Below are 20,620 nucleotides of genomic sequence, written 5' to 3'. Positions count from 1 at the left end.
CCCTCTTCGTAGTTTATACAGACAATTATACCGCGTTCTATAAATGAAGTAGTTTATCTTCCAACGTTTCGATGCTCAACGTTTCATCAATGCCAAAGCTGACATGTTGATACTGCATCACCAGACCATGCTTACGCATCAAAACATCGATTGTGGCATAGTCGATGGGCTCATTTTCGTTTACATGTAAAACCAAAAAATTATCACTATACACACGTACGATGATCGCTTCTGGGTAGATCGACGCGATTGTTTTTGCGATCAAACATAAAAGTTCATCGCCTTTTTTCCAGCCATTTTTTTTGTTGTATAGCGCAAAATCTGTACAGTTGAGATGATCAATCTGAAAGACTTTCAGCGCATAATCAGGGGCATGATTGAAGACAAATTTGAGGTAATTGACATTGTAAAAACCGGTGAGTTGATCGCGAAAAGAGTACGAAAAACGCATCTCTTCGAGCAGATCTTTTGGCATTTGGGTTGTATTTTCGGGCAAAATTGCCTGAGCAAAAATCTCTTGAGCAACATCAACGATCAGAGGATGAAACTGTTTTCCTCGCTCCTCGTTTAAAACAGCCAAGGCCGCTTCACGGCTTAAACTTTTACGATACGCCCGATTGGTGGTCATCGCATCAAACGCGTCTGCTACGGCAATAATTTGTGAGAAAAATGGAATCTGCTCCGCTTTGAGCCCTTGCGGATACCCACCGCCATCGTAGCGTTCATGGTGCGATAACACCACTTCAGCAAGTAGGATAAAAGGTTCACGTGAGAGCAGTTCATAACTTGCCCTCACGTGGCGTTTGATGAGGGAATATTCAATCTCTGTGAGTTTATCAGGTTTGAGCAAAATAGCATCGGGAATTTCGATTTTTCCGATGTCATGCAACATCCCTGCTTTGTAGATAAAATCCGCCTCATCACTGCTATAGTTCATGGCAAGAACAATCATTTTTGCGTATTCAGCGACGCGTTGACTGTGTCCAGCGGTGTAACTGTCGCGCTTTTCCATCATGTCCACGAGTGCGTACATACTCTCTTCATACATTTTGGTTTTTTCATTGAGATAATCGCGACCGCGTGCATGAATCCACCAAATGGCAAAAAGCCCCAAAAGCCATGTTCCAAGATAGGTCACCACGAGAAAATAAAAGGTTTGAGGATTGGCATTTTTAAACGTCGGCACTTTCATTATCAGCGTCGTATAGCCCATCAATGATCCAACCGTACTTTCATGGTGAACATGACATGAGATACACGCACGATTTGCCAGCATCGGTTTGACATAAAAGAGGTGTTTTTCGCCTGTTTTTTCAAAAACGATGTAACCATCTTCTTTGCGCTCTTTGACTTTCAGTACGGTGTCTAAAGCTGAGGGTGATAGGTTGAGTGTTTTGGTGGAAGAGGAAATATCAAGTTCCATGTCACTGTGTTTTGCAAGGACGGCTAAAAGTTCTTTGAGGGAAAAATTACTGCGAATGACATACTTTTGCTCATCATTCAAAGCGTTTGCTTTTTGCTCATACGCCCAATAAATAAAAGCAACCGACTGTTCCGCCACCCCTTTTATTTTTTCTAATGAGCTCTCTTCGATGTGTTTTTCTTCGTTGTAAAATTGATAGATCACAAAACAGCTTGTCAGCAGTGTCCAAAAGATGGTGAGTAAAATAGCGAGCTGTTTAAAGTGTTTGATGCGTTTACTGACTGACATTGTGCTCTTTTTCACGTTTTGAAGGAGTAAAAGAGCCTAAATACCTTAGGATTTAGGCTCCAAACAGGGATTAAATGCTGATCTCTTTAATATCGGCAATCGCCTTAAACGCAGTGTAAATCGAAGCAATCAGATTCTGACGATTGGTTCTGACACTGACGTCTTCGGTATTGACCATAACATTGTCAAAGAAGGCGTCGATTTGAGGTTTAAGACCAAACAGTGCGTCTAAATTCTCCTCAAAAGAGGCATATTCGTTTGAAATCACTGCTCTAAAAGAAGCGAAAAGCTCTTTTTCGTAGCTGTTATCAAACAGCGCCTCATTCACAGGTGTTTGCTCTTTTGCTTCCATGTTTTTGATGATGTTCGCAACACGTTTGAAGGTTGAAAACATCTCTTTAAAGCCATCATCTTGGACGATAAAAGAAAGTGCTTTAATCTTTTGTGCCATCTTCACAATATCTCGTTCACCACTGCTGATCACAGCAGAAATGATGGAAGGATTGACATCAAAGAATTGGTACATTCGCTCTAAAAAGAAGGTCTCAAGCACGTTAAAATCAAAGCTTTTGTACGCTTGACTCAGAGCAGAAAGATCGTTTTTAATGTCAAAAGCGATGCCTTGATCCAACACAATTTTAACGATGCCATTGACCGCACGGCGAAGGGCATACGGGTCTTTATTACCCGTTGGGATTTTGTCGATGCTAAAGAGCGCGATCAAAGAATCTAGTTTATACGAAAGCGCTACAATCGCACTAAAAAGCGTGCTTGGAAGCGCACTCTCTTCTGAATTGGGCAGATACTGCTCTTTGAGCGCGAGGGCAAACAGTTCATCTTCCCCCGAAGCGGTCGCATAGTAGTAACCCATCAAGCCCTGAAGTTCTGTAAATTCATAGACCATCTCGCTTAAAAGATCGCTTTTACTGTACATCACGGATTTGTCCATGAGTGCCGTTAAACTTGAAGCGTTTAATCGCGCATTTTGGGCTAGAAGTGCTGTTTGGTATTTGCAGCTTAAGTAGGTTGCAATCGCTTTTTCACGAAGCTCTTTATCCAAAAGTGAACCCAATCCATCAAGGTACGTAATGTCTTTGAGCCCTTCATAGCGCAGACCGTTTTTAAGGTCATTGTCCAAGAAGAAAAGTGCGTCCGAAAGTCGTGCTCGAAGGACTTTTTCATTGCCTCTGACGATCAGGTCATAATCATCGCTGATTGCGTTGGAAACGACGATGAAACGGTTAGTCAGATATCCGTCTTTAAAGACAGGAAAATAGCGTTGATTCTCTTTCATGGAGGTAATAATCACCTCAGGAGGCAGACGCAAAAAGCGCTCTTCAAAACTGCCGATCAACGCTTTTGGATACTCGGTAATCGCCACGACTTCGGCTAAAAGATCTTCATCAATTTCAATCGATATACCCTCTTTGGCCTCAATCGCTTTAAAATCATTTAAGATAATCTCTTCACGTTTTGAAGGGTAAAGCACCACGCCACGCTCCGCCAAACGCTCAAAATAATCGCCTGCAAACATATAGGCAAAGGGCTCATACGAAATCGTTCGGTGTGGATAGGAAAACGGGGTTGATTCGACACCAAAAAGAGAGAAAGGCACATGTTCATCCCCCATCATACAACCGATCCAGCGAATCGGACGAATGAAATGCTCTTCTAAAAAGCCCCAACGCATGGACTTTCCAAAATTTAGCCCTTTGATAAATTGCTCGATCATTCCTTGAAGAAGGTTTTGTGAGCTTTGTCCTGCAATGGTTTTTTTATAGTATAAAACCTCTTTGCCATCTTTCATCGCGCGCGAGATTTCACTAAAATCAACACCGCATTTTTTAGCAAAGCCAAGTGCTGCAGGTGTGGGCTCGCCGTCTTTAAGTGCAACTGAAAGCGGTGCTCCAAAGAACTCCTCTTCTCGTTCATTTTGCTGTGTTGGAAACGCTTCATGCCAAAGCACTAAACGACGTGGCGTGTAGTAAAAATTAAACGCGCATGCGAGGGCATTTTTCTCTAAAATCTCAAGCCAGAGTGTTTCAATATGGGGAAGTTCTTTCAAAAAGGGGATAGCAGGGAGCTCTTCAACACCGATTTCTATCAAAAGGGGTTTGATCATTGATCGACCTTTACATGTAAATAATTTGATCTTATTTTAACCAAAGAGAGGTTAAATCGTCCTTTTACATGTAAAGGAATTTTCGGTGTTAGTGGCTACGTTTGCAGTGACCTACTAGCTTTGAAAAAAGCCAAATGGAAGGACAAAAATCGGTAATCGCCCAGACAACGATCATCGCGATGACAAAACCTAGCAAAATCGTACCGTAAATTGAGCCAACACTCATCAAACAGCATGCAATAAACAAGACTGCCGCCATCATTAAACGTTGAAGTTTTTCAGCACAGATCATTTTGAGTCCTTTATGATAAATATAATGGATAACTATAAAAGTAAAGGGCTTAAAAAGGTGTTATTTTTGTGACTTAATCCTTCAGCGTATGGAAAATTGCAGTTATGGGCAAGTGATCGGAAAAACCAGAACCCAGGTGTTCGCCTCGCCCTTTATTGCTGATTTGCCACCGATTGGGATTGCCATTTTCATCCAACATATAAGGGCGAACAAACACGTTAAAGGAATCTGGTGTGTACTCAATGCTTTTATGATCCATCAAGGATTTGGGGATAATGATATGATCCAACGCATTTTTTTGCTTGCCATAACTGTGAGAATAGCGCCTATTTTGCGGTAACTCGTACCAGAGATTATACAAAGGAGCTTTTTGATCGCCGGCTTGTAAAAAATGAACCAGTCCCATGCCCCAGTGCCTTCTTTGCTCTTGGTAGGGCGAATTAAAATCGCCCAAGAGAATATACTCGCGACCCTTCTCTTTTTCCAAAATCGTATGCAGTGTTTTAGCATAGACAAGGCGTTCATCCTCTTTTTCGATGAAAGCGGGCCAATGGTTGATGTAAAGATCCAGCGCTTTTGCATCCACGCTTACAGTAACACGGTGAATGCCTCTGGCTTGATTGTGCAGTGCTATCGTAGAGCTTTTTTCGATTGGGAAACGTGAAAGAAGTGCTGTCTCAATAAAAACACGCTCTTTTTTGGTAGGGTAAAAGAGGTAAGGATAAGCTTTGTTCCCAAGTGCAGTGTTGAGTTTTTGAAGCACTGCTTTGTTTTCAACTTCGGCTAAAACGATGATGTCAGCATTAATGTCGCCTATCACGCGTGCTAGATTGTTGACTTTTCTCTGCAACATCGCCTCACTCCAGCCGTGCTTTGGGCCTGGCTGATACTCTTCGTATTCGCTGCTATTTTTGGTTGCATCAAAGAGGTTTTCGACATTGTACGTTGCGACTTTAAACTCAAGTGCACTGAGCAGAAGCGGTACAAAAAGCAGACTCCAACGTATCACTTTTCGCTGCCTTTCATCAATTTTCACTGCCGATCATGGGCTCAAATTCACCCGATTCGGTGTTGAAATATTCTAATTCACCCGTCTCTAAGTGATAATACCACGAACGAATAAAAAGCTCGCCTTCATTGACACGACGCTCAACATCGGGGTATGTTAAGAGATTTTTGGATTGAAACAGCAGTGAAATTTTCTCCGTAAGCTCTAGCCTCTCAGGTTGTGTCACATTTTGACTGATGAGCTTTTGGGTCACGTAATTTTTGGCATCCATCCCTAATTCTAGCCATTTTTTAACATGCACCAAATTAATGTCGGTAATCTTCGTGTACATCGTCTCAATCGCCCCACAATGCGAATGTCCGCAAATAATAATGTCGGTCACTTCCAAGATGGAAACGGCATACTCAATCCCTGCAGCTGTTGCATGAAAGTCATTATCGGGCGCAAAGGGTGGAACAAAATTGCCAATGTTGCGTAGAACAAAAAGCTCACCCGGCGCTGAGTTGGTGATCAGTGCAGGATCGACGCGAGAGTCACTGCAAGCGATAAATAAAACTTTTGGATGCTGTCCATTTTTAACCAAGTCCAAAAATTTGTTTTCGTATTTTTTAAATTTAGTATCTTTAAACTTCTCATACCCACTAATTAACTCTGCTATTTTCATCATCAAGCACGCTCCAAAGTTTTAGATGGCTAATTATAGTCAATCCGAATGAAAAAGAAATTATACACACGAACTCTTGTATAATTACGCCATCTCAAAAACCCAATAAAGGAAAAAAATGGAATTTAAAAATGTTACCGTTACGAAAAAAGCCAATGTTTATTTTGATGGCAAAGTGGTGAGTTACACGCTCACGTTTGAAGATGGTTCTACCAAAACACTCGGTTTCATGCAAGTAGGAGACTACACCTTTAACACAGGTGCAGCGGAAGTAATGGAGTTTTTAAGTGGCGAGCTGAGTGTGGAGTTTCCAAACCAAAAAGAGCCTTTAGTGATTCATGAAACAGCAACCTTTGAAGTACCTGCCAATGCCTCTTTTACGTTACATGTAAAGACGTGCGCTAGTTACTGTTGTTCTTATCTAAAATAATCTCAGGCGCTCTTAAAAGCGCTTCTAAATCCGTCACATTCAAGGGTTTACTAAAGTAATACCCTTGAGCTTCATCGCAGCCATTTTCTTTTAAAAAGTCTAACTGCTCTTTGGTCTCAACGCCTTCTGCAATCGTTTTAAGCCCCAAACTTTTTCCCAAAGCAATGATGATTTTAACGATCTCACGATCTTCTGGATCAATGCTAATATCGCGAATAAAGCTCTGATCGATTTTGAGTTTATAGACTTTAAAACGCTTCAAATAACTCAAAGAGGAGTACCCTGTCCCAAAATCATCAATGGAAAGACGAATCCCTTTTTTGGAGAGCTCATTCATCGTTTCAATCGCATGGAGTGGATTTTGAGCTGCAGCACTCTCGGTCAACTCAATTTCCAAAAACCATGGCGGAAGCTTCACGTCATCAATAATCGCACTGACCAACGTGGAGAGATGCGCATGGTGAAACTGAACGGCGGAGAGATTGACCGCCACACTCATCGCAGGAAAGCCCATATCCATCCACTGTTTCATCCTCGTTGCAGCGGTGCGCATCACCCATTCACCGATTAACAAGATCTGACCGCTCTCTTCTGCAATCGGAATAAACTCCACAGGCGAGATCATTCCAAACTCAGGATGATTCCAACGAAGGAGTGCCTCAACTCCCACAATTTTGCCATCGCTCAGTGAAATTTGTGGCTGATAATGCAGGCTCAATTCGCCTCTGGTATGCGCATAACGTAGCGCATTTTCCAAGCTTAAGATGCGAGCAGATCTGCTTTGAATCTCGGAGGTAAAGAAACGGTAATTGTTTCTGCCATTTTGTTTGGCCAAATACATCGCCGCGTCCGCACTTTTAAAGAGCGTGTCGATGTCTTCTCCATCATTGGGATAGAGTGCAATGCCAATAGACGCGGTCACGATCAACTCAGTGGTCTCTAGCTTAATGGGCTGTTCAATCGCTTGAAGCAAGCGCTTTGCCATGTGCGCAGCATCGTCCACACTCACCCCTGGCAAGATTACGACAAACTCATCGCCCCCTTGGCGCGAAAGGGTATCGACTTGGCGCAAAAGAGGTTTGAGACGTTTAGAGACCTTGACCAAAAGCTCATCACCCGTAGCATGCCCTAGGGTATCGTTGATATTTTTAAAGTGATCAAAATCGATAAACAGAACCGCTAACTGCTCATTGTTGCGTTGCACAATATTCAGATCATGCTCCACACGAAGACGCAGTTGTAGCTTATTCGGTAAAGAGGTGAGTGGATCAAAATACTCTAATTTTTGAATTTTTTCTTCATTTTCTCTGCGTGCTGTGATGTCGCGTGAAACACCTAAAACGCCTAAGAGTTCACTGTTTTGATCATACACAGGCGTTTTAATCGTCTCAAACAATCCGTTGTAACCATCTTCTTTAAAACTGAGTTCCTCTTCATTTCGCACAGGCTCTTTGGCATCCATTGCGATAATATCGTGTGTTCTAAAAAAATCAGCTAATTGAAAATTCACAAAAGCATAGTCACTTTTCCCCACAATTACCTGCTCTTTTGCCCCATAAAGGCGTTCAAACGCTTTGTTGCAAAACAGATAGATGCCATTGGGGTCTTTGAGCCAAATCAGATCGGGAATCGCATTTAAGAGCACCTCAAATTGACGCTCCAAAACATTTTTTTCACCTGTGGTTTGAAGCACCTTAGACTCCAGTGCCACTTTTGCCATCTTAAGCTCAAGGAGTAGTTTTGCCATATAGGCTAACATCAGTGCAAAAATCAACGCCATCAACTCTCGCACCATAAACACAACCGGACTCCCCCATCCCTTCTCAGGCGCTATTGCAATGCTCCATGTGTTATTGGGGACATCGAAGGCATAGACCACAGGATCAATGAGTGGTGTGCGTTTTGAGCTTAAAATAATCTGTCTCTCTTTACTATCAGGATGGATGCGCCACACTTCATACTGTAGCTCCTCTTGTTCAAGCTGAGCAATCTTAGCAGTATCAAAGATCTCTGAGATGCGAATCACCGCAGCGGTAAATCCCCAAAAATGCTCTTTGTTCTCCCTATTTTCAAAAATAGGCAGCCGTCCCACAAGACCAATATTCCCTTGAGTCAACTCCAAAGGTCCAGCCAACGTCAATTTACCGCTCTCACGTGCTAAAAAAGACTCTTTGTTTTGGGTCTTGGCTTCAAAAAGGTTGAGCCCCAGTGCTTTTTCATTGCCAGCAAGCGGCGCTACTTGTTGAATGATACCACGAGGAGCAATCGCAAGCTCTATCACACCCGGATAAGACGGTAAAATCTCATCCGCAATCTCTTCAAAATTACGAATAAATCCACCATCATTTTGGGTCAATAACGCTTGGAGTGTGTAGGTTGAGGAGAGGGCTCGGTCGAGGTTAAATTTGATGTCATAACTGTAGTTGACGGCGGTCGTATAGACTTTTGCTCGCTCTTTTTCGGTCTCTAAGGTATGAAGATTGAGAAGACCCAGTGTCAGCAGTACAAACGAGAGTACAAAAACGACAACCAAAACGCTCTTAGGATCGCGCAAATGCACACGTGCCGCTCTAATCACACCACACCTCTTCTCTTCAGTTACTTTTATTGTATCAAAAAACAGACCCTTTTACAAAGCGCATCGCCGATGCAAACGCCCATTGGAAGTTAAATCCTCCCAATTCTCCTGTCACATCCATCACTTCGCCAAGAAAATAAAGCTCTTTACATGTAAGGCTTTCCATATTTGTAGGATGGATCTCAGAAGTGCTAACACCGCCTCTGGTCACTTCGGCTTTGGTGTAGCCAAAATTGCCTGCAGGAGCGAAGGTATAGGCTTTGAGTAAAGCAAGCGTCTCACGCTCCGAGGCGGTGAGTTTTGAGAGCACTTTATCGTCCATGCCAACCGAGTCTAAAAAGGCTTTACTAAAGCGTTTTGGAAGCCCCAATGCGGTGATGATCTGCTTTTTACCCTGCTCCTTAAAAAGTGATTCCATGCTTTGAATGTGTGGGAGAAAATCAATCGTCATATTCCCTTTTTTCCAGTACAACGATCCACTCAAAATAGAGGGTCCACTGATGCCTTTGTGTGCAAAAAGCAGGTTTTCGCTAAAACGTTTTCCTTCTACATATAAACAAACAGGCAAGGCAATTCCACTCAGTTCCTTCATCCAAAATTGCTCTTTTTGAAGGGTTAACCCAACCAACGCAGGCGAAGGAGGAATGATCGTATGCCCAAACGATTCCGCGATTTTATAGCCAATGTCGCTCGCACCAATGCTGGCATAACTAAGCCCACCACTCGCCACAACCACTTTTTTGGCGTGAATTTCGCCTTTATCGGTCGTGAGAACAAAGTGGTCATTTTTCTTTACATGTAAAACTTTGGTGGAGAGGTAAAACGTCGCATACGCGCTCAAGCGACCCAAAATAGAGACCAACTCTTTGGCACTGTTAGCACAAAATATCTGCCCATGATCGCGCTCTTCCAGACGTAGATGGTGTTTTTTCACAAACGAGAGTGTGGCATTTGCATCAAACGCGCTCAGAATCGGCGCAATAAACGCTTGATCACCCAGATAATTATCAGCCGTTGCAAAACGGTTGGTGAGATTGCATTTGCCACCACCCGAGATCAGCAGTTTCATGCCTATTTTAGGGTTTGCATCCACGAGGGCAACATCGTGCCCTTCAAGATGACTCGCCGCCATCAACGCACTCGCACCTGCTCCAATAAAAAGAATATCGTGGATTTTCAAATTAACGTACTTTCACGCTATTTTTCATTGACGCAGGTGTAATGAACCGTCGCATCTAAAGTGAGTGTTTCATCGCGCAAGATCGGCGCTTCGGTAGGAGTTGACTCTTCCTTCAATGAAGCATTTGCACGAGAAAGCATACCTTTCATCATCACCGGTTGAGCAGATTCAGTCCCTTCAAAAGCAATGGCACTGACTTCACAACGCATCTTTGTCTCTTTTGAAAAAAAGAGTGCTTGCTCCGTCGCCATTTGCAGTAGTGAAGTACGCATCGCAAGACGCGCACTGTTGCGAGCTTTAAGGCTCACGTCCCATATCAAAGCACTTTGGTTGATCAAAACACTGGACGCTTTGATTTTATTCAGAGCCGATAAAAGCGAATTGTAATGCTCAATTGACTTAAAATCGCATCCAAACGAGAGCGTGCCACCGTAGCCATTAAAAATCTGCTTTTGCTCTTTATAGCTGTAACGAGGTGCTAGGTAATAACCACCACCACCACGGCAAAATTCGCCTTTGGAGTCAAACTGCTTCACCGAAGCGACAATGGCATTGAGATGCTCTTTAATCACATCGGCACTTTTATGCTCCTCTTCAAACCCGATCTGAGCGCGCAAAACATCCGGTGTCAATGCTTCTGAAACATGCTCATTGGTCGTAATGCTCATCTGCGCCATTGCGAAAAGAGGAACAAGACTTAAAAACAGTAGCGCTTTTTTCATGGTAAACTCCTTGTTACGCTAACGATGTCGCTCTAAACGTCTCGAAATTTTGACGAATCGCGTCGTAGAGTATGATGCCTGCTGATGTCGCTTGGTTGAGACTTCTACCCAGTTTTCCCATCGGAATCGTGATGGCATTCTCCCATTTCATTTGCATCAATTCCATCGGAAGCCCTGTGGATTCACCGCCAAAAAAGAGAAAATCTCCAGGTTGAAATGAGGCTTCAAAATAAGTTTTGGTAGTTTTCGTGGTCGCAAAAAAGAAACGATCTACTTTCTCTTGATGCGCCTCTAAAAAAGCGTCTAAATTTTCCCAAACCGTAACGTCTAAAAGATGCCAATAATCAAGCCCTGCCCTCTTTACAGTCTTATCGCTGATCTCAAACATCGTTGGCTTGATGATGTGCAATTTACAGTCGGCATTGACACACATGCGCCCGATGCTGCCTGTATTTTGAGGAATTTGTGGGTGAACTAAAACGATGTTAAACATAAAAAAATCTCCCTATTCTGCTTCGTAAGAAACTAGCTTTAGTGCCCCAGTGGCTAACGTAGTGTGTTGGGCTTTGCCCAACATGCGTGTCAAAATCAAAATATAATCGTTTTATTATCATGCACAAAAATACGCTCTTCAAACACCAAATCAAGCGCATTGGAGAGGACGTTTTTCTCGACGTTTCTGCCTGCTCGTTGCATATCTTTCCATGTCATTTCGTGATTGACATGAATGACATCTTGCGCGATGATCGGACCTTCGTCAAGGTTATTGTTCACAAAATGCGCCGTGGCTCCGATGATTTTGACACCACGTGAAAACGCTTGTTTGTACGGATTTGCCCCGATAAAAGCGGGTAAAAATGAGTGGTGAATGTTGATCATTTTCTCTTCATAATGACCGACAAATTCGCTCGATAAAATACGCATGTATTTGGCTAAAACGATGTAGTCCACCGTATAAGCGCTTAACACTTCCAGCACTTTGGCTTCGTGTTCGGCTCTGTTTAACCCTTCATGGCTAACACAATGAAACGGAATGTTAAATTTATCGCTTAGACCTTTGAGATCCTCGTAGTTGGAGACAATCGCCAAAATGTTCGCATTGAGATCATCGCTGTCATGTTTGAGCAAAATATCACCCAAGCAGTGCGTCTCTTTCGTTCCCATGAGAATGATGTCTTTTTTACGCGCTTCGGCGACGTAAATGTCCGCATGGGCAGGCAACATCGCCTCAAGGGTGCCTTTAAACGCACTCATATTCATTTCGCCGCTGAGTTCGGCTCTCATAAAAAATTTACCGTTATCACGGTCAACAAACTCGTCGTTTTTGATGATGTTCAGCTGATACTTGAACACCACGTCCGCAATGCGGTAGATCAGACCTTTTTCATCGGAACAATCAATTTTTAAAATATAATTTTTACTCTCTTGCATTTTCACTCACCTGCTTTATAATTTCAATTTTTCTTCGCAATAACTCTTCACCAATGCCTCGCCCCGTAAAGCCATCACGCATCACTTCGTGCACACAAACGCCTCCATCAAAGGGCTTCTCCCAAATTCCAAGTCTTTGCGCCCTCTCTTTAACACCACTTCGATAATTGCCAAGCCACTGCGAAATGGGCATTTCAAGGCTTACATGTAAAAGCATTTCATCGTCTATTTCGCCTTCAAAAAAAGGCTGATGCTTAAACGTTTGCAGGTAATGATTGGGCGCTTCGAGTTGCTTCAACCACCTCAAAGGTTCTTGTTTCAGACGATTGGCGACGATATAAACAAAATAGTAAGGACGAAGGGCGTCTTCAAAATTTTGCTTGTATCGTAGCAATTCACGCGCGATCTCAAAAAAGCGATTTTCCACTTTACATGTAAAACATTTTTCAAAAAGATGAAGGGCGTACATGTAAAAGAGCCCGTAGTGCAAACAAGGGGCTCGAAAGAGCTTTTCAAACTCCCACAAAATGCGCGGCTTACTCAGATCAGAAAGATCAATGCTACGCATCACTTCCACGCTTTTACGTTCTATTTTAAAGCCAAGACGTGCACTAAACTGCACCGCACGAAGCACTCTAAGGCTGTCTTCTTTGAAATTTTGCTCATCAATGATGGCAAGGCTTTTGCGCTCAATCGCCTCTTTGCCACCCCAAAAATCGAGTAACTCACCTGTGAAGATGTTACGCATCATCGCATTGACACTAAAATCGCGCCTCTTGGACGCCTCTTTTTCATCCTGACAGACGTGCACTTCAAACGCCTTGTGCCCGACGCCGCTTTTATGCTCAATGCGTGGCAATGAAAAATCGATGTCGCCCAACTTATAAACAAAAAAACTTTTCCCCACACCGATGGCGCCCATACGCTTCATCAACGACTCAAACGCTTGTGGCTCGATGTCATAGACTTCTATATCCAAATCGTGCAAAGGCTCATGTAAACAGAGGTCGCGCACACTGCCGCCGACCAAATAAGCACGTTTGGTATGAGGTTTTAAAAACGCAATCGCTGCGTTGATTTGATCTTCAAAATGCGCAGGAAACACGCACTCTAGCTTCATCGCTTAGAGGCTTCCATCTGCTCCAATTGCTCATCAATCGTCGCTAAAAGGTATTCTAAAAAGTTGAGGGTTAAATCGAGTTTGGCTTCAATATTTTTATTATTCGGAGATTGAAACCCTTCAAAAAGCACTAAAATGCGCTCCCTAAGGTTCGTATAAAACTGTTTGGGACTCTCAGCGCACGACGCGTCGTCTTCATGCGAGATCGCATACGCTTTAATCGTGTTGATCTCTTCCGTGATCTCCAAAAGGGGTTCGGGCTCAAACTCAACCTCTTCACGTTTGCGTGGGGGTTGCAGTGGTGGTTGTTCTTCCTTGGGGGCTACCTCTTCAAGCTCTTTGAGCGTTGAGAGAATCATATCTTTTAGTTCCATAGCTTTACCAACCACCTTTCAAATTCTAAAAATTCCACTTCTGAGTTCATTGTTAAAAAAAACTTCTTCATCTCTTCATCGACCCCTAAGTACTTTTTGCGAATGCCTGAGAGCCGTTTGATGGCAATTTTTGCCTCTTTGTTATCAGGATTTTCGCGCAGTAACGCTTTGTAAATCTCCAAAGCCTCATTTTTCAGGCCTTGGAGTTCATAAATCGACGCGAGTGTGAGTGTTTTCATATTATACTTTAGCGGTATAATCGGCAATAATAGAGCCAATTTGGGTCGTTGAGCAAACTTCTTTGGCACCGTAATTGGCTAAGTCTTTGGTACGATACCCATCATGCAACACTTTTTTAATGGCAGTTTCGATGCGATCCGCTGCTTTAGTTTCACCAAGCGCAAAACGAAGCATCATAGAGGCACTTAAAATGGTCGCAAGTGGATTGGCGATGCCTTGACCTGCGATGTCTGGAGCAGAGCCATGAATCGGCTCAAACAGCCCTACTTTACCACCGATGGAAGCCGAGGGAAGCAGTCCAATGGAACCACTGATCATGCTGGCTTCATCGCTGAGAATATCGCCAAAGATATTGCCCGTTAAAATGACATCAAACTGACGAGGATTGCGCACAAGTTGCATGGCCGCATTGTCGACATACATGTGAGAGAGGGTCACTTCTGGGTACTGTTTTGAAACTTCGATGACGGTATCACGCCAGAGTTGTGAAACCTCTAGCACATTGGCTTTATCAACGGAGCAGACGATTTTACGGCGTTTCATCGCCGATTCAAACGCCATGTGCGCAATGCGCTCGATCTCAGGCTTGGTGTAGACCATCGTGTTATAGCCTTTGAAACCGTCATTGCCACGCGGTTCGCCAAAGTAAATACCACCGATCAGTTCACGCACGACGAGAAGATCAACGCCTTTAAGCACTTCAGGTTTAAGCGTGCTCGCATCTAAAAGCTCATCAAAAATAGCCGTTGGGCGAAGGTTTGCAAACAATCCAAGCGCTTTACGAAGTTTTAAAAGTCCGGTTTCTGGGCGAAATTCACGAGGTAATGTGTCCCATTTTTCACCACCAATGGCACCAAATAAAACGGCGTCACTTTTCAAACAACCCTCAATCGTCTCATCCGGAAGTGGTGTGCCTTTAAAATCATACGCAACACCACCCATGAGGTAGTCTTCATAGCGGAGTTCAAAATCCTCTTTTGCACAGACACTGTCTAAAACTTTGATCGCTTCATCCACGATCTCAGGACCAATACCATCGCCTCTAATAACCGCTATTTTGTAGATTTTTTTCATTTCGTTATCTCTTTTTTTGCATAATTCATCAATCCGCCGCATCCTAGAAGCTCTTGCATAAACGGAGGAATCGGGGTAAATTTGTAGGTTTTTGCACCGTTTTTCACTTCGCCACTCTCCATAGAAATCGAGATGCTTTCGCCCTCTTTAATGGTGTCCGTTTCAGCCAGTTCAAAAATAGGAAGTCCTGTGTTAAACGCATTGCGGTAAAAAATACGCGCAAAACTTTTGGCAACCACGGCACTCACACCTGCAGCCTTAAGTGCGATGGGAGCGTGCTCACGACTGCTTCCACAGCCAAAATTTTCACCCGCAACAATGATGTCACCTGCGTTGACTTTGTTCACAAACTCAGGATCTTTATCTTCCATCACATGCTTTGCCAGCTCTTTTGGATCAGATGTGTTTAAATAACGTGCCGCAATGATTAAGTCAGTGTCGATATTGTCGCCAAAACACCATACTTTTCCGCTAATCGTACTCATTGATTATCCTTAGGAATCACTTGATTTGTTAAAATTTTACCCAAAGAGGGTTGTAAAAAAGTTTAATCACCCCGCGCTTTGAACAAAATAGCGCCCTTTTTCACACTTTACATGTAAAGGCAGATCAAAAACCTCTGAGAGATACGCATCGTCTAGCAGTGCCTCTTTGGCGCCTTGCGCCACAATGCGCCCCTCTTTGATCAGCACGACATGCGAAATCTCTTCAAAAATCTCTTCAAGGTGATGCGTGACTAAGATGATCGTTCGATGCGCTGCAATTTTGCGTATCATCTCTATAAAATTGAGTTGCGCCTTGATGTCCAAGCCAACCGTTGGCTCATCAAGTATCATCGCTTTGGGTTCATGCACTAAAGAGCGCGCTATGATGCACTTTCTAAGCTCCCCCGTGGACATCTCGGAGATGCGTTTATGATGTAAATGGCGTATGCCTAAAAAGTCCAAAACCTCTTCCACTTTCTTTACATGTAAAGGTGAAAATTCTTGATGCTCATAGATGTGAAAACTGCTGTAAAAGCCTGAAAGTATCACTTCAAAGGCGTTTAGATCGGGGGCGCGTTCACTAAATTGGTAGTGCAGATCGTTTGTGATGATGCCTAGATGCTTTTTGAGCTCCCAAATATCCCACACCTTTTTGCCAAACACCTCTTTGGTCATTGTGTCGCTAAAACGCGGATAAAGATCGTTGGAAAAAAGCTTTAAAAGCGTCGATTTCCCCGAACCATTTCCCCCTAAAATCACCGTATGTTGTCCCTCGTTGATGCTTAAATGAATGTCATGCAAAACATCCTCTTCATCATACGCCACATTCACATGCTCAAAATGAATAATTTCCATTCGCTCACTCCTTCAATGATACGATTATAGCGCATTTCATTTTGACATAAAATTTTCGAGCAACATCAAAAAAGGATAAAATCAACACTAATCCAAAGTCGCAAGGTAAATTCATGAACCCAATCATCTTGACTCAAGAAGAGGACATTAAAGCAAAAATCTACACCATCCGTGGACTTCAAGTCATGCTAGACCGTGACTTAGCAGAGCTTTATGGTGTGGAGACACGAAGACTCAATGAACAAGTCAAACGCAACAGTGAACGCTTCCCTACTGAGTTTATGTTTCAACTCACCAAACAAGAGTTGGAAAATTGGATATCTCAATTTGCGACATCCAATAAAGAGCTCATGGGTCTTCGAAAACTCCCTTTTGCCTTTAGTGAACAAGGAGTTTCCATGCTTTCAGCGGTTTTAAAAAGCAAATCTGCCATAGAGATGAGCATTCAAATCATCAAAAGTTTTGTGGCGATGAAAAAGTTTATGGCAAACAATGCCTTGATCTTTCAGCGTCTTGACATCCTCGAACAGAAGCAATTTCTCACCCATGAAAAAATCGACCTTATTTTAAGTGCCATCGAAGACAAATCCATCAAGCCAAAACAAGGTATATTTTACAACGGGCAAATGTACGATGCTTATATTTTTATGGTTGATCTCATCAAAAGTGCCACATCCGAGATTATTCTTATCGACAACTATCTTGACGAAAGCGTCTTTACGCTACTTTCCAAAAGAAACAAAGATGTCAAAGCTACTCTTTACACGCAAAACATCACCAAAGAGCTTGAACTTGATCTCAAAAAACATAATGCGCAATACCCGCCCATCATGCTCAAAAAGTTCAACCAATCCCACGATAGATTTTTAATTCTTGACCATACAAATGTCTATCACATCGGTGCGAGCCTTAAAGATTTGGGTAAAAAGTGGTTTGCTTTTTCAAAACTCGATATTGAAAATTTAGCTATTTTAGAAAGGATTGAGAAACATTTTAAGGACCCATTTATAAAGCAGTGAGTCTCTTTGTTATCATGTCAGAATTAAAGATATATTTATACCGAGTTATACTACCATTGCGTCAATTATTTCACCACAAATTTTGTGCCTTAGGCGGCTTTGATGTTTTCTAAATTTTTTATCAATCGACCCAATTTTGCTATCGTTGTTTCACTGATTATTATCATCGCTGGGGTTATGGCGATTCGCTCTTTACCGGTTCAAGAGTACCCCGATGTTGTGCCTCCGCAAATTATCGTCTCTACGACCTATTCGGGGGCGGATGCGATTACCCTTGAAAATACCGTAGCTTCCGTTTTAGAAGAGAAAATAAACGGTGTGGATAACATGCTCTATATGATGTCAACCACTTCTCCTAGTGGGCTTCTCACTATGAATCTCTATTTTGAAGTGGGCACGGACATGGCGCAAGCAAAGCTTGATGTCAACAACCGTGTTCGCCTTGCGGAGAGCAAACTTCCTGACGCGGTCAATCGTCAAGGCGTTGAAGTGGCAGAACGCTCCAACGATACTTTGCGTGTCCTCGCCCTCACCTCAGAGAACAACCGTTACGATACTATTTTTATGTCCAACTACGCGATTAACAACATCTTAGAAGAGTTCAAACGCATCCCTGGTGTGTCCGAAGCCGTGGTTGTGGGAAACCAAGAGTACGCCATTCGCGTTTGGGTCGATCCGCAAAAACTCTCTTTTTACAACGTAACAACCACCGAAGTGATGAATGCGATTAAAGCGCAAAATGAGCAGTATCCTATGGGGCAAATCGGTCAAGAGCCGATTCAACATGCTGTTGCGTTTACCTATACGGTCACCTCAACGGGCAGGCTCAATTCGCCAGAAGAGTTTGAGCAAATCTTAATCAAATCCAACCCTGATGGCTCGGCATTAAGGCTAAAAGATGTGGCGGACCTTGAACTAGGCTCGGAGCGTTACTTTTTCAAAGGACTCTTTAACAAAGAACCTACCTCGATGATACGCATCACGCTCACCTCCAAAGCCAATGCACTTGAAGTCTCTGACCTGCTCGATAAAAAACTTGAAGAGCTCAAAAAAAGTTTTCCCCAGGGGCTAAAAATCGGCACGACGTATGATCCAACGCTGTTTGTTAAAGCCTCGATTAAAGAGGTGATCGTCACCCTTTTAGAAGCGGTTGCGTTGGTTATTTTTGTGGTTTACCTCTTTTTGGGCAATATTCGAGCGACGATCATCCCCGTTCTTGCCATTCCTGTTTCCATCATCGGTACCTTTGCAGGTTTTTATGCCACAGGCTTTTCCATCAACCTTCTCACCCTTTTTGGACTCACCCTTGCCATTGGTTTGGTCGTGGACGATGCGATTATCGTCATTGAAAATGTCGAGCGCATTTTGCGCAAAGAATCCCTCAGCGTTAAAGAAGCGACGATTAAAGCGATGCAAGAGATCACCGCGCCTGTCATTGCCATTGTCTTAGTTTTATGTGCGGTTTTCATTCCTGCCTCTTTTATGGGAGGGCTGAGTGGAACGATGTCACGGCAATTTGCCATTACGATTGTCATCTCGGTCACCATTTCGGGTCTGGTTGCGCTGACACTCACCCCAGCACTTTGCTCTTTGCTGCTGAAAAAAGAGGAAGAGGAACCGTTGTGGATCATTCAAAAATTTAACGCACTCTTTGATTACATCACGCACCATTTTGGGCAAATCGTTAAAAATGCAATTCGTTACGCACTTTTCAACCTTCTTCTCTTTGGCATTTTGATCTTTGCGATTGTCAAACTCATGAGCATTATCCCCTCAGGTCTTGTTCCTAAAGAGGATAAAGGGGTCTTTTTTGCGGTCACGACCCTGCCTGCTGCGGCTTCACTCTCACGCACCCATGAGATCAATATCGCCGTAGGAGATGTCGCACTTAAACATCCTTCGGTTGAGAAAGTCGGTGGCTTTTCAGGCTCTGATTTTAGCTCAAAAGCCTACACCACGGAAGCGGGATACAGTTATGTTCGCTTTGTTGATTGGAGTGAGCGCAAAGATGCCCATCAAAGTGTTGATGCGATTTCAAAAGAGATTATTCAAGAGCTCTCCACCAATAAAGAAGCACGCATTGTAGCCGTTGCACCCTCTGCCATCAGTGGTCTTGGCGTCTCAGGGGGATTTGAGATGTACGTTCAAAATAAGACGAGCGGCACGTATGCCACCTTAGAAAATTATGCCAAAGAGATCGTAGCCAGAGCATCCTCACGTGAAGAACTTCGCTCGGTACGCAGTACCTTAAGCTCCAACACACCCCAATATCGCATCGAAGTGAATCATCAAAAAGCGCAAGCGTATGGCATTGATATTGCCGATATTTACACCACGATTCAGACCACGTTTGGAAGTGTTTATATCAACGACATTAACCTTTTCGGACGCAATTACCGTGTCAACATTCAAGCCAAAGGTGATTTTAGAGAAGGTACACAAAATTATAATGATATTTTTATCAAGTCCAGTGATGGAGACGCCATTGCACTGAGCGACCTTGTCACCTTGAAACGTGTCATCAATCCCAACATCACCAAACGTTTCAATATGTTCCCATCGGCTCAAATTTTGGGTGAAACCAATACAGGTTACTCTTCAGGCGAAGGGCTAAAAATCATGGAAGAGATCGCGGCAGAAGTCTTGCCGGAAGGCTACTCCATTGCATGGGGAGGCGCATCATTGCAAGAGAAAAAACTCTTAGAAACAGGCAATCTCTCCTTTGTTTTCGCCATTGTGTTCATCTTTTTGATTTTGGTCGCACTCTATGAGAGCTGGATGATTCCTTGGGCGATCGTTTTGGCGGTTCCTTTTGCGCTGCTTGGAGCAGAACTCTCCATCTGGCTTCGTGGGCTTCAAAATGACATCTACTTCCAAATAGGACTCATCACCCTTGTGGGGCTTTCGGCTAAAAATGCGATTTTGATGGTTGAATTTGCTTTGCAAAAAATGGAAGAAGGGTACAGTTTGATCGATGCAACGATCGAAGGAGCGAAGATTCGTTTTCGCCCGATCATCATGACCTCTTTTGCCTTTATCGCAGGAACCTTGCCGCTCGCCCTAAGTTCAGGAGCAGGTGCGAACAGTCGTCATGTCATCGGCACCACCGTTGTGGGTGGCATGGTCACCCTCACCCTCATCGGCGTCTTTTTTGTACCGCTTTTTTTCTATCTTATCATGAAGATTAAAAAAAAGTTTCTTCCTAACTCTTGACACGCTTTTAAAGCAAAGCTTTAAAAACTACGTTAACACTAGGTTTTCTTCGGCAGAGTGCCCACGCACCTTCGTTGCTTTTACTTCTTGCAAAATCTAAT

19 protein-coding genes are annotated in these 20,620 nt (G+C 43.3%); 3 read left to right on the top strand and 16 right to left on the bottom strand.

Translation table 11 applies throughout. The features are described 5' to 3' along the window. Window positions 1-37 precede the first annotated feature (37 nt). From JU57_RS13620 to JU57_RS01835, 5 genes are all read right to left on the bottom strand, one after another. On the bottom strand, window positions 38-1,711 hold the full coding sequence (locus JU57_RS13620; RefSeq protein WP_051906479.1) for an HD domain-containing phosphohydrolase: 1,674 nt from the start codon (window positions 1,709-1,711) through the stop codon (window positions 38-40). Window positions 1,712-1,781: 70 nt separating this feature from the next. Beyond that, window positions 1,782-3,833, bottom strand: coding sequence for a glycine--tRNA ligase subunit beta (gene glyS, locus JU57_RS01850; protein ID WP_037956239.1), 2,052 nt, complete (start codon window positions 3,831-3,833; stop codon window positions 1,782-1,784). Between the two features lie 88 nt (window positions 3,834-3,921). After that, window positions 3,922-4,125, bottom strand: a complete 204-nt coding sequence (locus JU57_RS01845) for a phosphoribosylaminoimidazole synthetase (RefSeq protein WP_037956236.1) — start codon at window positions 4,123-4,125, stop codon at window positions 3,922-3,924. A 73-nt stretch (window positions 4,126-4,198) separates the two neighbouring features. After that, window positions 4,199-5,134, bottom strand: coding sequence for an endonuclease/exonuclease/phosphatase family protein (locus JU57_RS01840; protein ID WP_294875240.1), 936 nt, complete (start codon window positions 5,132-5,134; stop codon window positions 4,199-4,201). Window positions 5,135-5,150: 16 nt separating this feature from the next. Beyond that, window positions 5,151-5,798, bottom strand: a complete 648-nt coding sequence (locus JU57_RS01835) for a carbonic anhydrase (protein WP_037956466.1) — start codon at window positions 5,796-5,798, stop codon at window positions 5,151-5,153. Between the two features lie 118 nt (window positions 5,799-5,916). Here JU57_RS01835 and JU57_RS01830 point away from each other — a divergent pair, with 118 nt between their 5' ends. Then, complete coding sequence (locus tag JU57_RS01830; protein WP_037956228.1) at window positions 5,917-6,228, top strand: pyrimidine/purine nucleoside phosphorylase; 312 nt, start codon at window positions 5,917-5,919, stop codon at window positions 6,226-6,228. Here the strand turns inward: JU57_RS01830 and JU57_RS01825 are convergent. The 11 genes from JU57_RS01825 to JU57_RS01775 all read right to left on the bottom strand — a co-directional run bounded on the left by JU57_RS01825 (window position 6,200) and on the right by JU57_RS01775 (window position 16,287). After that, the gene (locus JU57_RS01825) at window positions 6,200-8,806 is read right to left on the bottom strand and encodes an EAL domain-containing protein (RefSeq protein ID WP_051906477.1); all 2,607 of its coding nucleotides are present in this window, start codon (window positions 8,804-8,806) and stop codon (window positions 6,200-6,202) included. The two genes, JU57_RS01830 and JU57_RS01825, sit on opposite strands and share 29 nt — an antisense overlap. A gap of 34 nt (window positions 8,807-8,840) precedes the next feature. Further along, on the bottom strand, window positions 8,841-9,986 hold the full coding sequence (locus JU57_RS01820; RefSeq protein WP_037956225.1) for an aminoacetone oxidase family FAD-binding enzyme: 1,146 nt from the start codon (window positions 9,984-9,986) through the stop codon (window positions 8,841-8,843). A 17-nt stretch (window positions 9,987-10,003) separates the two neighbouring features. Next, window positions 10,004-10,708 (bottom strand): SIMPL domain-containing protein, encoded by a 705-nt coding sequence (locus tag JU57_RS01815; protein WP_037956222.1) that lies wholly within the window; start codon window positions 10,706-10,708, stop codon window positions 10,004-10,006. 13 nt (window positions 10,709-10,721) lie between these two features. Next, the gene (locus JU57_RS01810) at window positions 10,722-11,201 is read right to left on the bottom strand and encodes a tRNA (cytidine(34)-2'-O)-methyltransferase (RefSeq protein WP_037956220.1); all 480 of its coding nucleotides are present in this window, start codon (window positions 11,199-11,201) and stop codon (window positions 10,722-10,724) included. 95 nt (window positions 11,202-11,296) lie between these two features. Beyond that, the gene (purU, locus tag JU57_RS01805; RefSeq protein WP_025345256.1) at window positions 11,297-12,139 is read right to left on the bottom strand and encodes a formyltetrahydrofolate deformylase; all 843 of its coding nucleotides are present in this window, start codon (window positions 12,137-12,139) and stop codon (window positions 11,297-11,299) included. Beyond that, a complete protein-coding gene (locus JU57_RS01800) occupies window positions 12,126-13,259 on the bottom strand; it encodes a CCA tRNA nucleotidyltransferase (protein ID WP_037956217.1) in 1,134 nt (377 codons plus the stop codon). The genes purU and JU57_RS01800 overlap by 14 nt, the downstream gene beginning before the upstream one ends. After that, the gene (locus JU57_RS01795; protein ID WP_037956216.1) at window positions 13,256-13,633 is read right to left on the bottom strand and encodes a hypothetical protein; all 378 of its coding nucleotides are present in this window, start codon (window positions 13,631-13,633) and stop codon (window positions 13,256-13,258) included. The genes JU57_RS01800 and JU57_RS01795 overlap by 4 nt, the downstream gene beginning before the upstream one ends. Next, complete coding sequence (locus tag JU57_RS01790) at window positions 13,624-13,872, bottom strand: hypothetical protein (RefSeq protein ID WP_037956214.1); 249 nt, start codon at window positions 13,870-13,872, stop codon at window positions 13,624-13,626. Before JU57_RS01790 ends, JU57_RS01795 begins: the two co-directional genes overlap by 10 nt. Before the next feature lies 1 nt (window position 13,873). After that, window positions 13,874-14,947 carry a 3-isopropylmalate dehydrogenase gene (leuB, locus tag JU57_RS01785; RefSeq protein WP_037956212.1) on the bottom strand — a complete coding sequence of 358 codons (1,074 nt, stop codon included), beginning with the start codon at window positions 14,945-14,947 and terminating at the stop codon, window positions 13,874-13,876. Next, on the bottom strand, window positions 14,944-15,432 hold the full coding sequence (locus tag JU57_RS01780) for a 3-isopropylmalate dehydratase small subunit (protein ID WP_037956210.1): 489 nt from the start codon (window positions 15,430-15,432) through the stop codon (window positions 14,944-14,946). Before JU57_RS01780 ends, leuB begins: the two co-directional genes overlap by 4 nt. 66 nt (window positions 15,433-15,498) lie before the next feature. Further along, window positions 15,499-16,287 (bottom strand): ATP-binding cassette domain-containing protein, encoded by a 789-nt coding sequence (locus JU57_RS01775; protein WP_037956208.1) that lies wholly within the window; start codon window positions 16,285-16,287, stop codon window positions 15,499-15,501. Between the two features lie 113 nt (window positions 16,288-16,400). Between JU57_RS01775 and JU57_RS01770 the strand changes: the two genes are divergently transcribed. After that, complete coding sequence (locus JU57_RS01770; RefSeq protein WP_037956207.1) at window positions 16,401-17,306, top strand: ORF6N domain-containing protein; 906 nt, start codon at window positions 16,401-16,403, stop codon at window positions 17,304-17,306. A 102-nt stretch (window positions 17,307-17,408) separates the two neighbouring features. Then, complete coding sequence (locus JU57_RS01765; protein ID WP_037956200.1) at window positions 17,409-20,519, top strand: multidrug efflux RND transporter permease subunit; 3,111 nt, start codon at window positions 17,409-17,411, stop codon at window positions 20,517-20,519. Window positions 20,520-20,620: the final 101 nt, after the last annotated feature.

The organism is Sulfurospirillum sp. SCADC (assembly GCF_000743525.1).
Classification (GTDB): domain Bacteria; phylum Campylobacterota; class Campylobacteria; order Campylobacterales; family Sulfurospirillaceae; genus Sulfurospirillum.
This window is presented reverse-complemented; position numbering and strand designations above follow the sequence as displayed.

What these genes read in the sequence shown, in the direction of transcription:
- JU57_RS13620 (WP_051906479.1), bottom strand. Translation starts at nt 1,711, where the DNA reads ATGTCAGTCAGTAAACGCATCAAACACTTTAAACAGCTCGCTATTTTA.
- glyS (WP_037956239.1), bottom strand. Translation starts at nt 3,833, where the DNA reads ATGATCAAACCCCTTTTGATAGAAATCGGTGTTGAAGAGCTCCCTGCT.
- JU57_RS01845 (WP_037956236.1), bottom strand. Translation starts at nt 4,125, where the DNA reads ATGATCTGTGCTGAAAAACTTCAACGTTTAATGATGGCGGCAGTCTTG.
- JU57_RS01835 (WP_037956466.1), bottom strand. Translation starts at nt 5,798, where the DNA reads ATGAAAATAGCAGAGTTAATTAGTGGGTATGAGAAGTTTAAAGATACT.
- JU57_RS01830 (WP_037956228.1), top strand. Translation starts at nt 5,917, where the DNA reads ATGGAATTTAAAAATGTTACCGTTACGAAAAAAGCCAATGTTTATTTT.
- JU57_RS01815 (WP_037956222.1), bottom strand. Translation starts at nt 10,708, where the DNA reads ATGAAAAAAGCGCTACTGTTTTTAAGTCTTGTTCCTCTTTTCGCAATG.
- JU57_RS01810 (WP_037956220.1), bottom strand. Translation starts at nt 11,201, where the DNA reads ATGTTTAACATCGTTTTAGTTCACCCACAAATTCCTCAAAATACAGGC.
- purU (WP_025345256.1), bottom strand. Translation starts at nt 12,139, where the DNA reads ATGCAAGAGAGTAAAAATTATATTTTAAAAATTGATTGTTCCGATGAA.
- JU57_RS01800 (WP_037956217.1), bottom strand. Translation starts at nt 13,259, where the DNA reads ATGAAGCTAGAGTGCGTGTTTCCTGCGCATTTTGAAGATCAAATCAAC.
- JU57_RS01795 (WP_037956216.1), bottom strand. Translation starts at nt 13,633, where the DNA reads ATGGAACTAAAAGATATGATTCTCTCAACGCTCAAAGAGCTTGAAGAG.
- JU57_RS01790 (WP_037956214.1), bottom strand. Translation starts at nt 13,872, where the DNA reads ATGAAAACACTCACACTCGCGTCGATTTATGAACTCCAAGGCCTGAAA.
- leuB (WP_037956212.1), bottom strand. Translation starts at nt 14,947, where the DNA reads ATGAAAAAAATCTACAAAATAGCGGTTATTAGAGGCGATGGTATTGGT.
- JU57_RS01780 (WP_037956210.1), bottom strand. Translation starts at nt 15,432, where the DNA reads ATGAGTACGATTAGCGGAAAAGTATGGTGTTTTGGCGACAATATCGAC.
- JU57_RS01775 (WP_037956208.1), bottom strand. Translation starts at nt 16,287, where the DNA reads ATGGAAATTATTCATTTTGAGCATGTGAATGTGGCGTATGATGAAGAG.
- JU57_RS01770 (WP_037956207.1), top strand. Translation starts at nt 16,401, where the DNA reads ATGAACCCAATCATCTTGACTCAAGAAGAGGACATTAAAGCAAAAATC.
- JU57_RS01765 (WP_037956200.1), top strand. Translation starts at nt 17,409, where the DNA reads ATGTTTTCTAAATTTTTTATCAATCGACCCAATTTTGCTATCGTTGTT.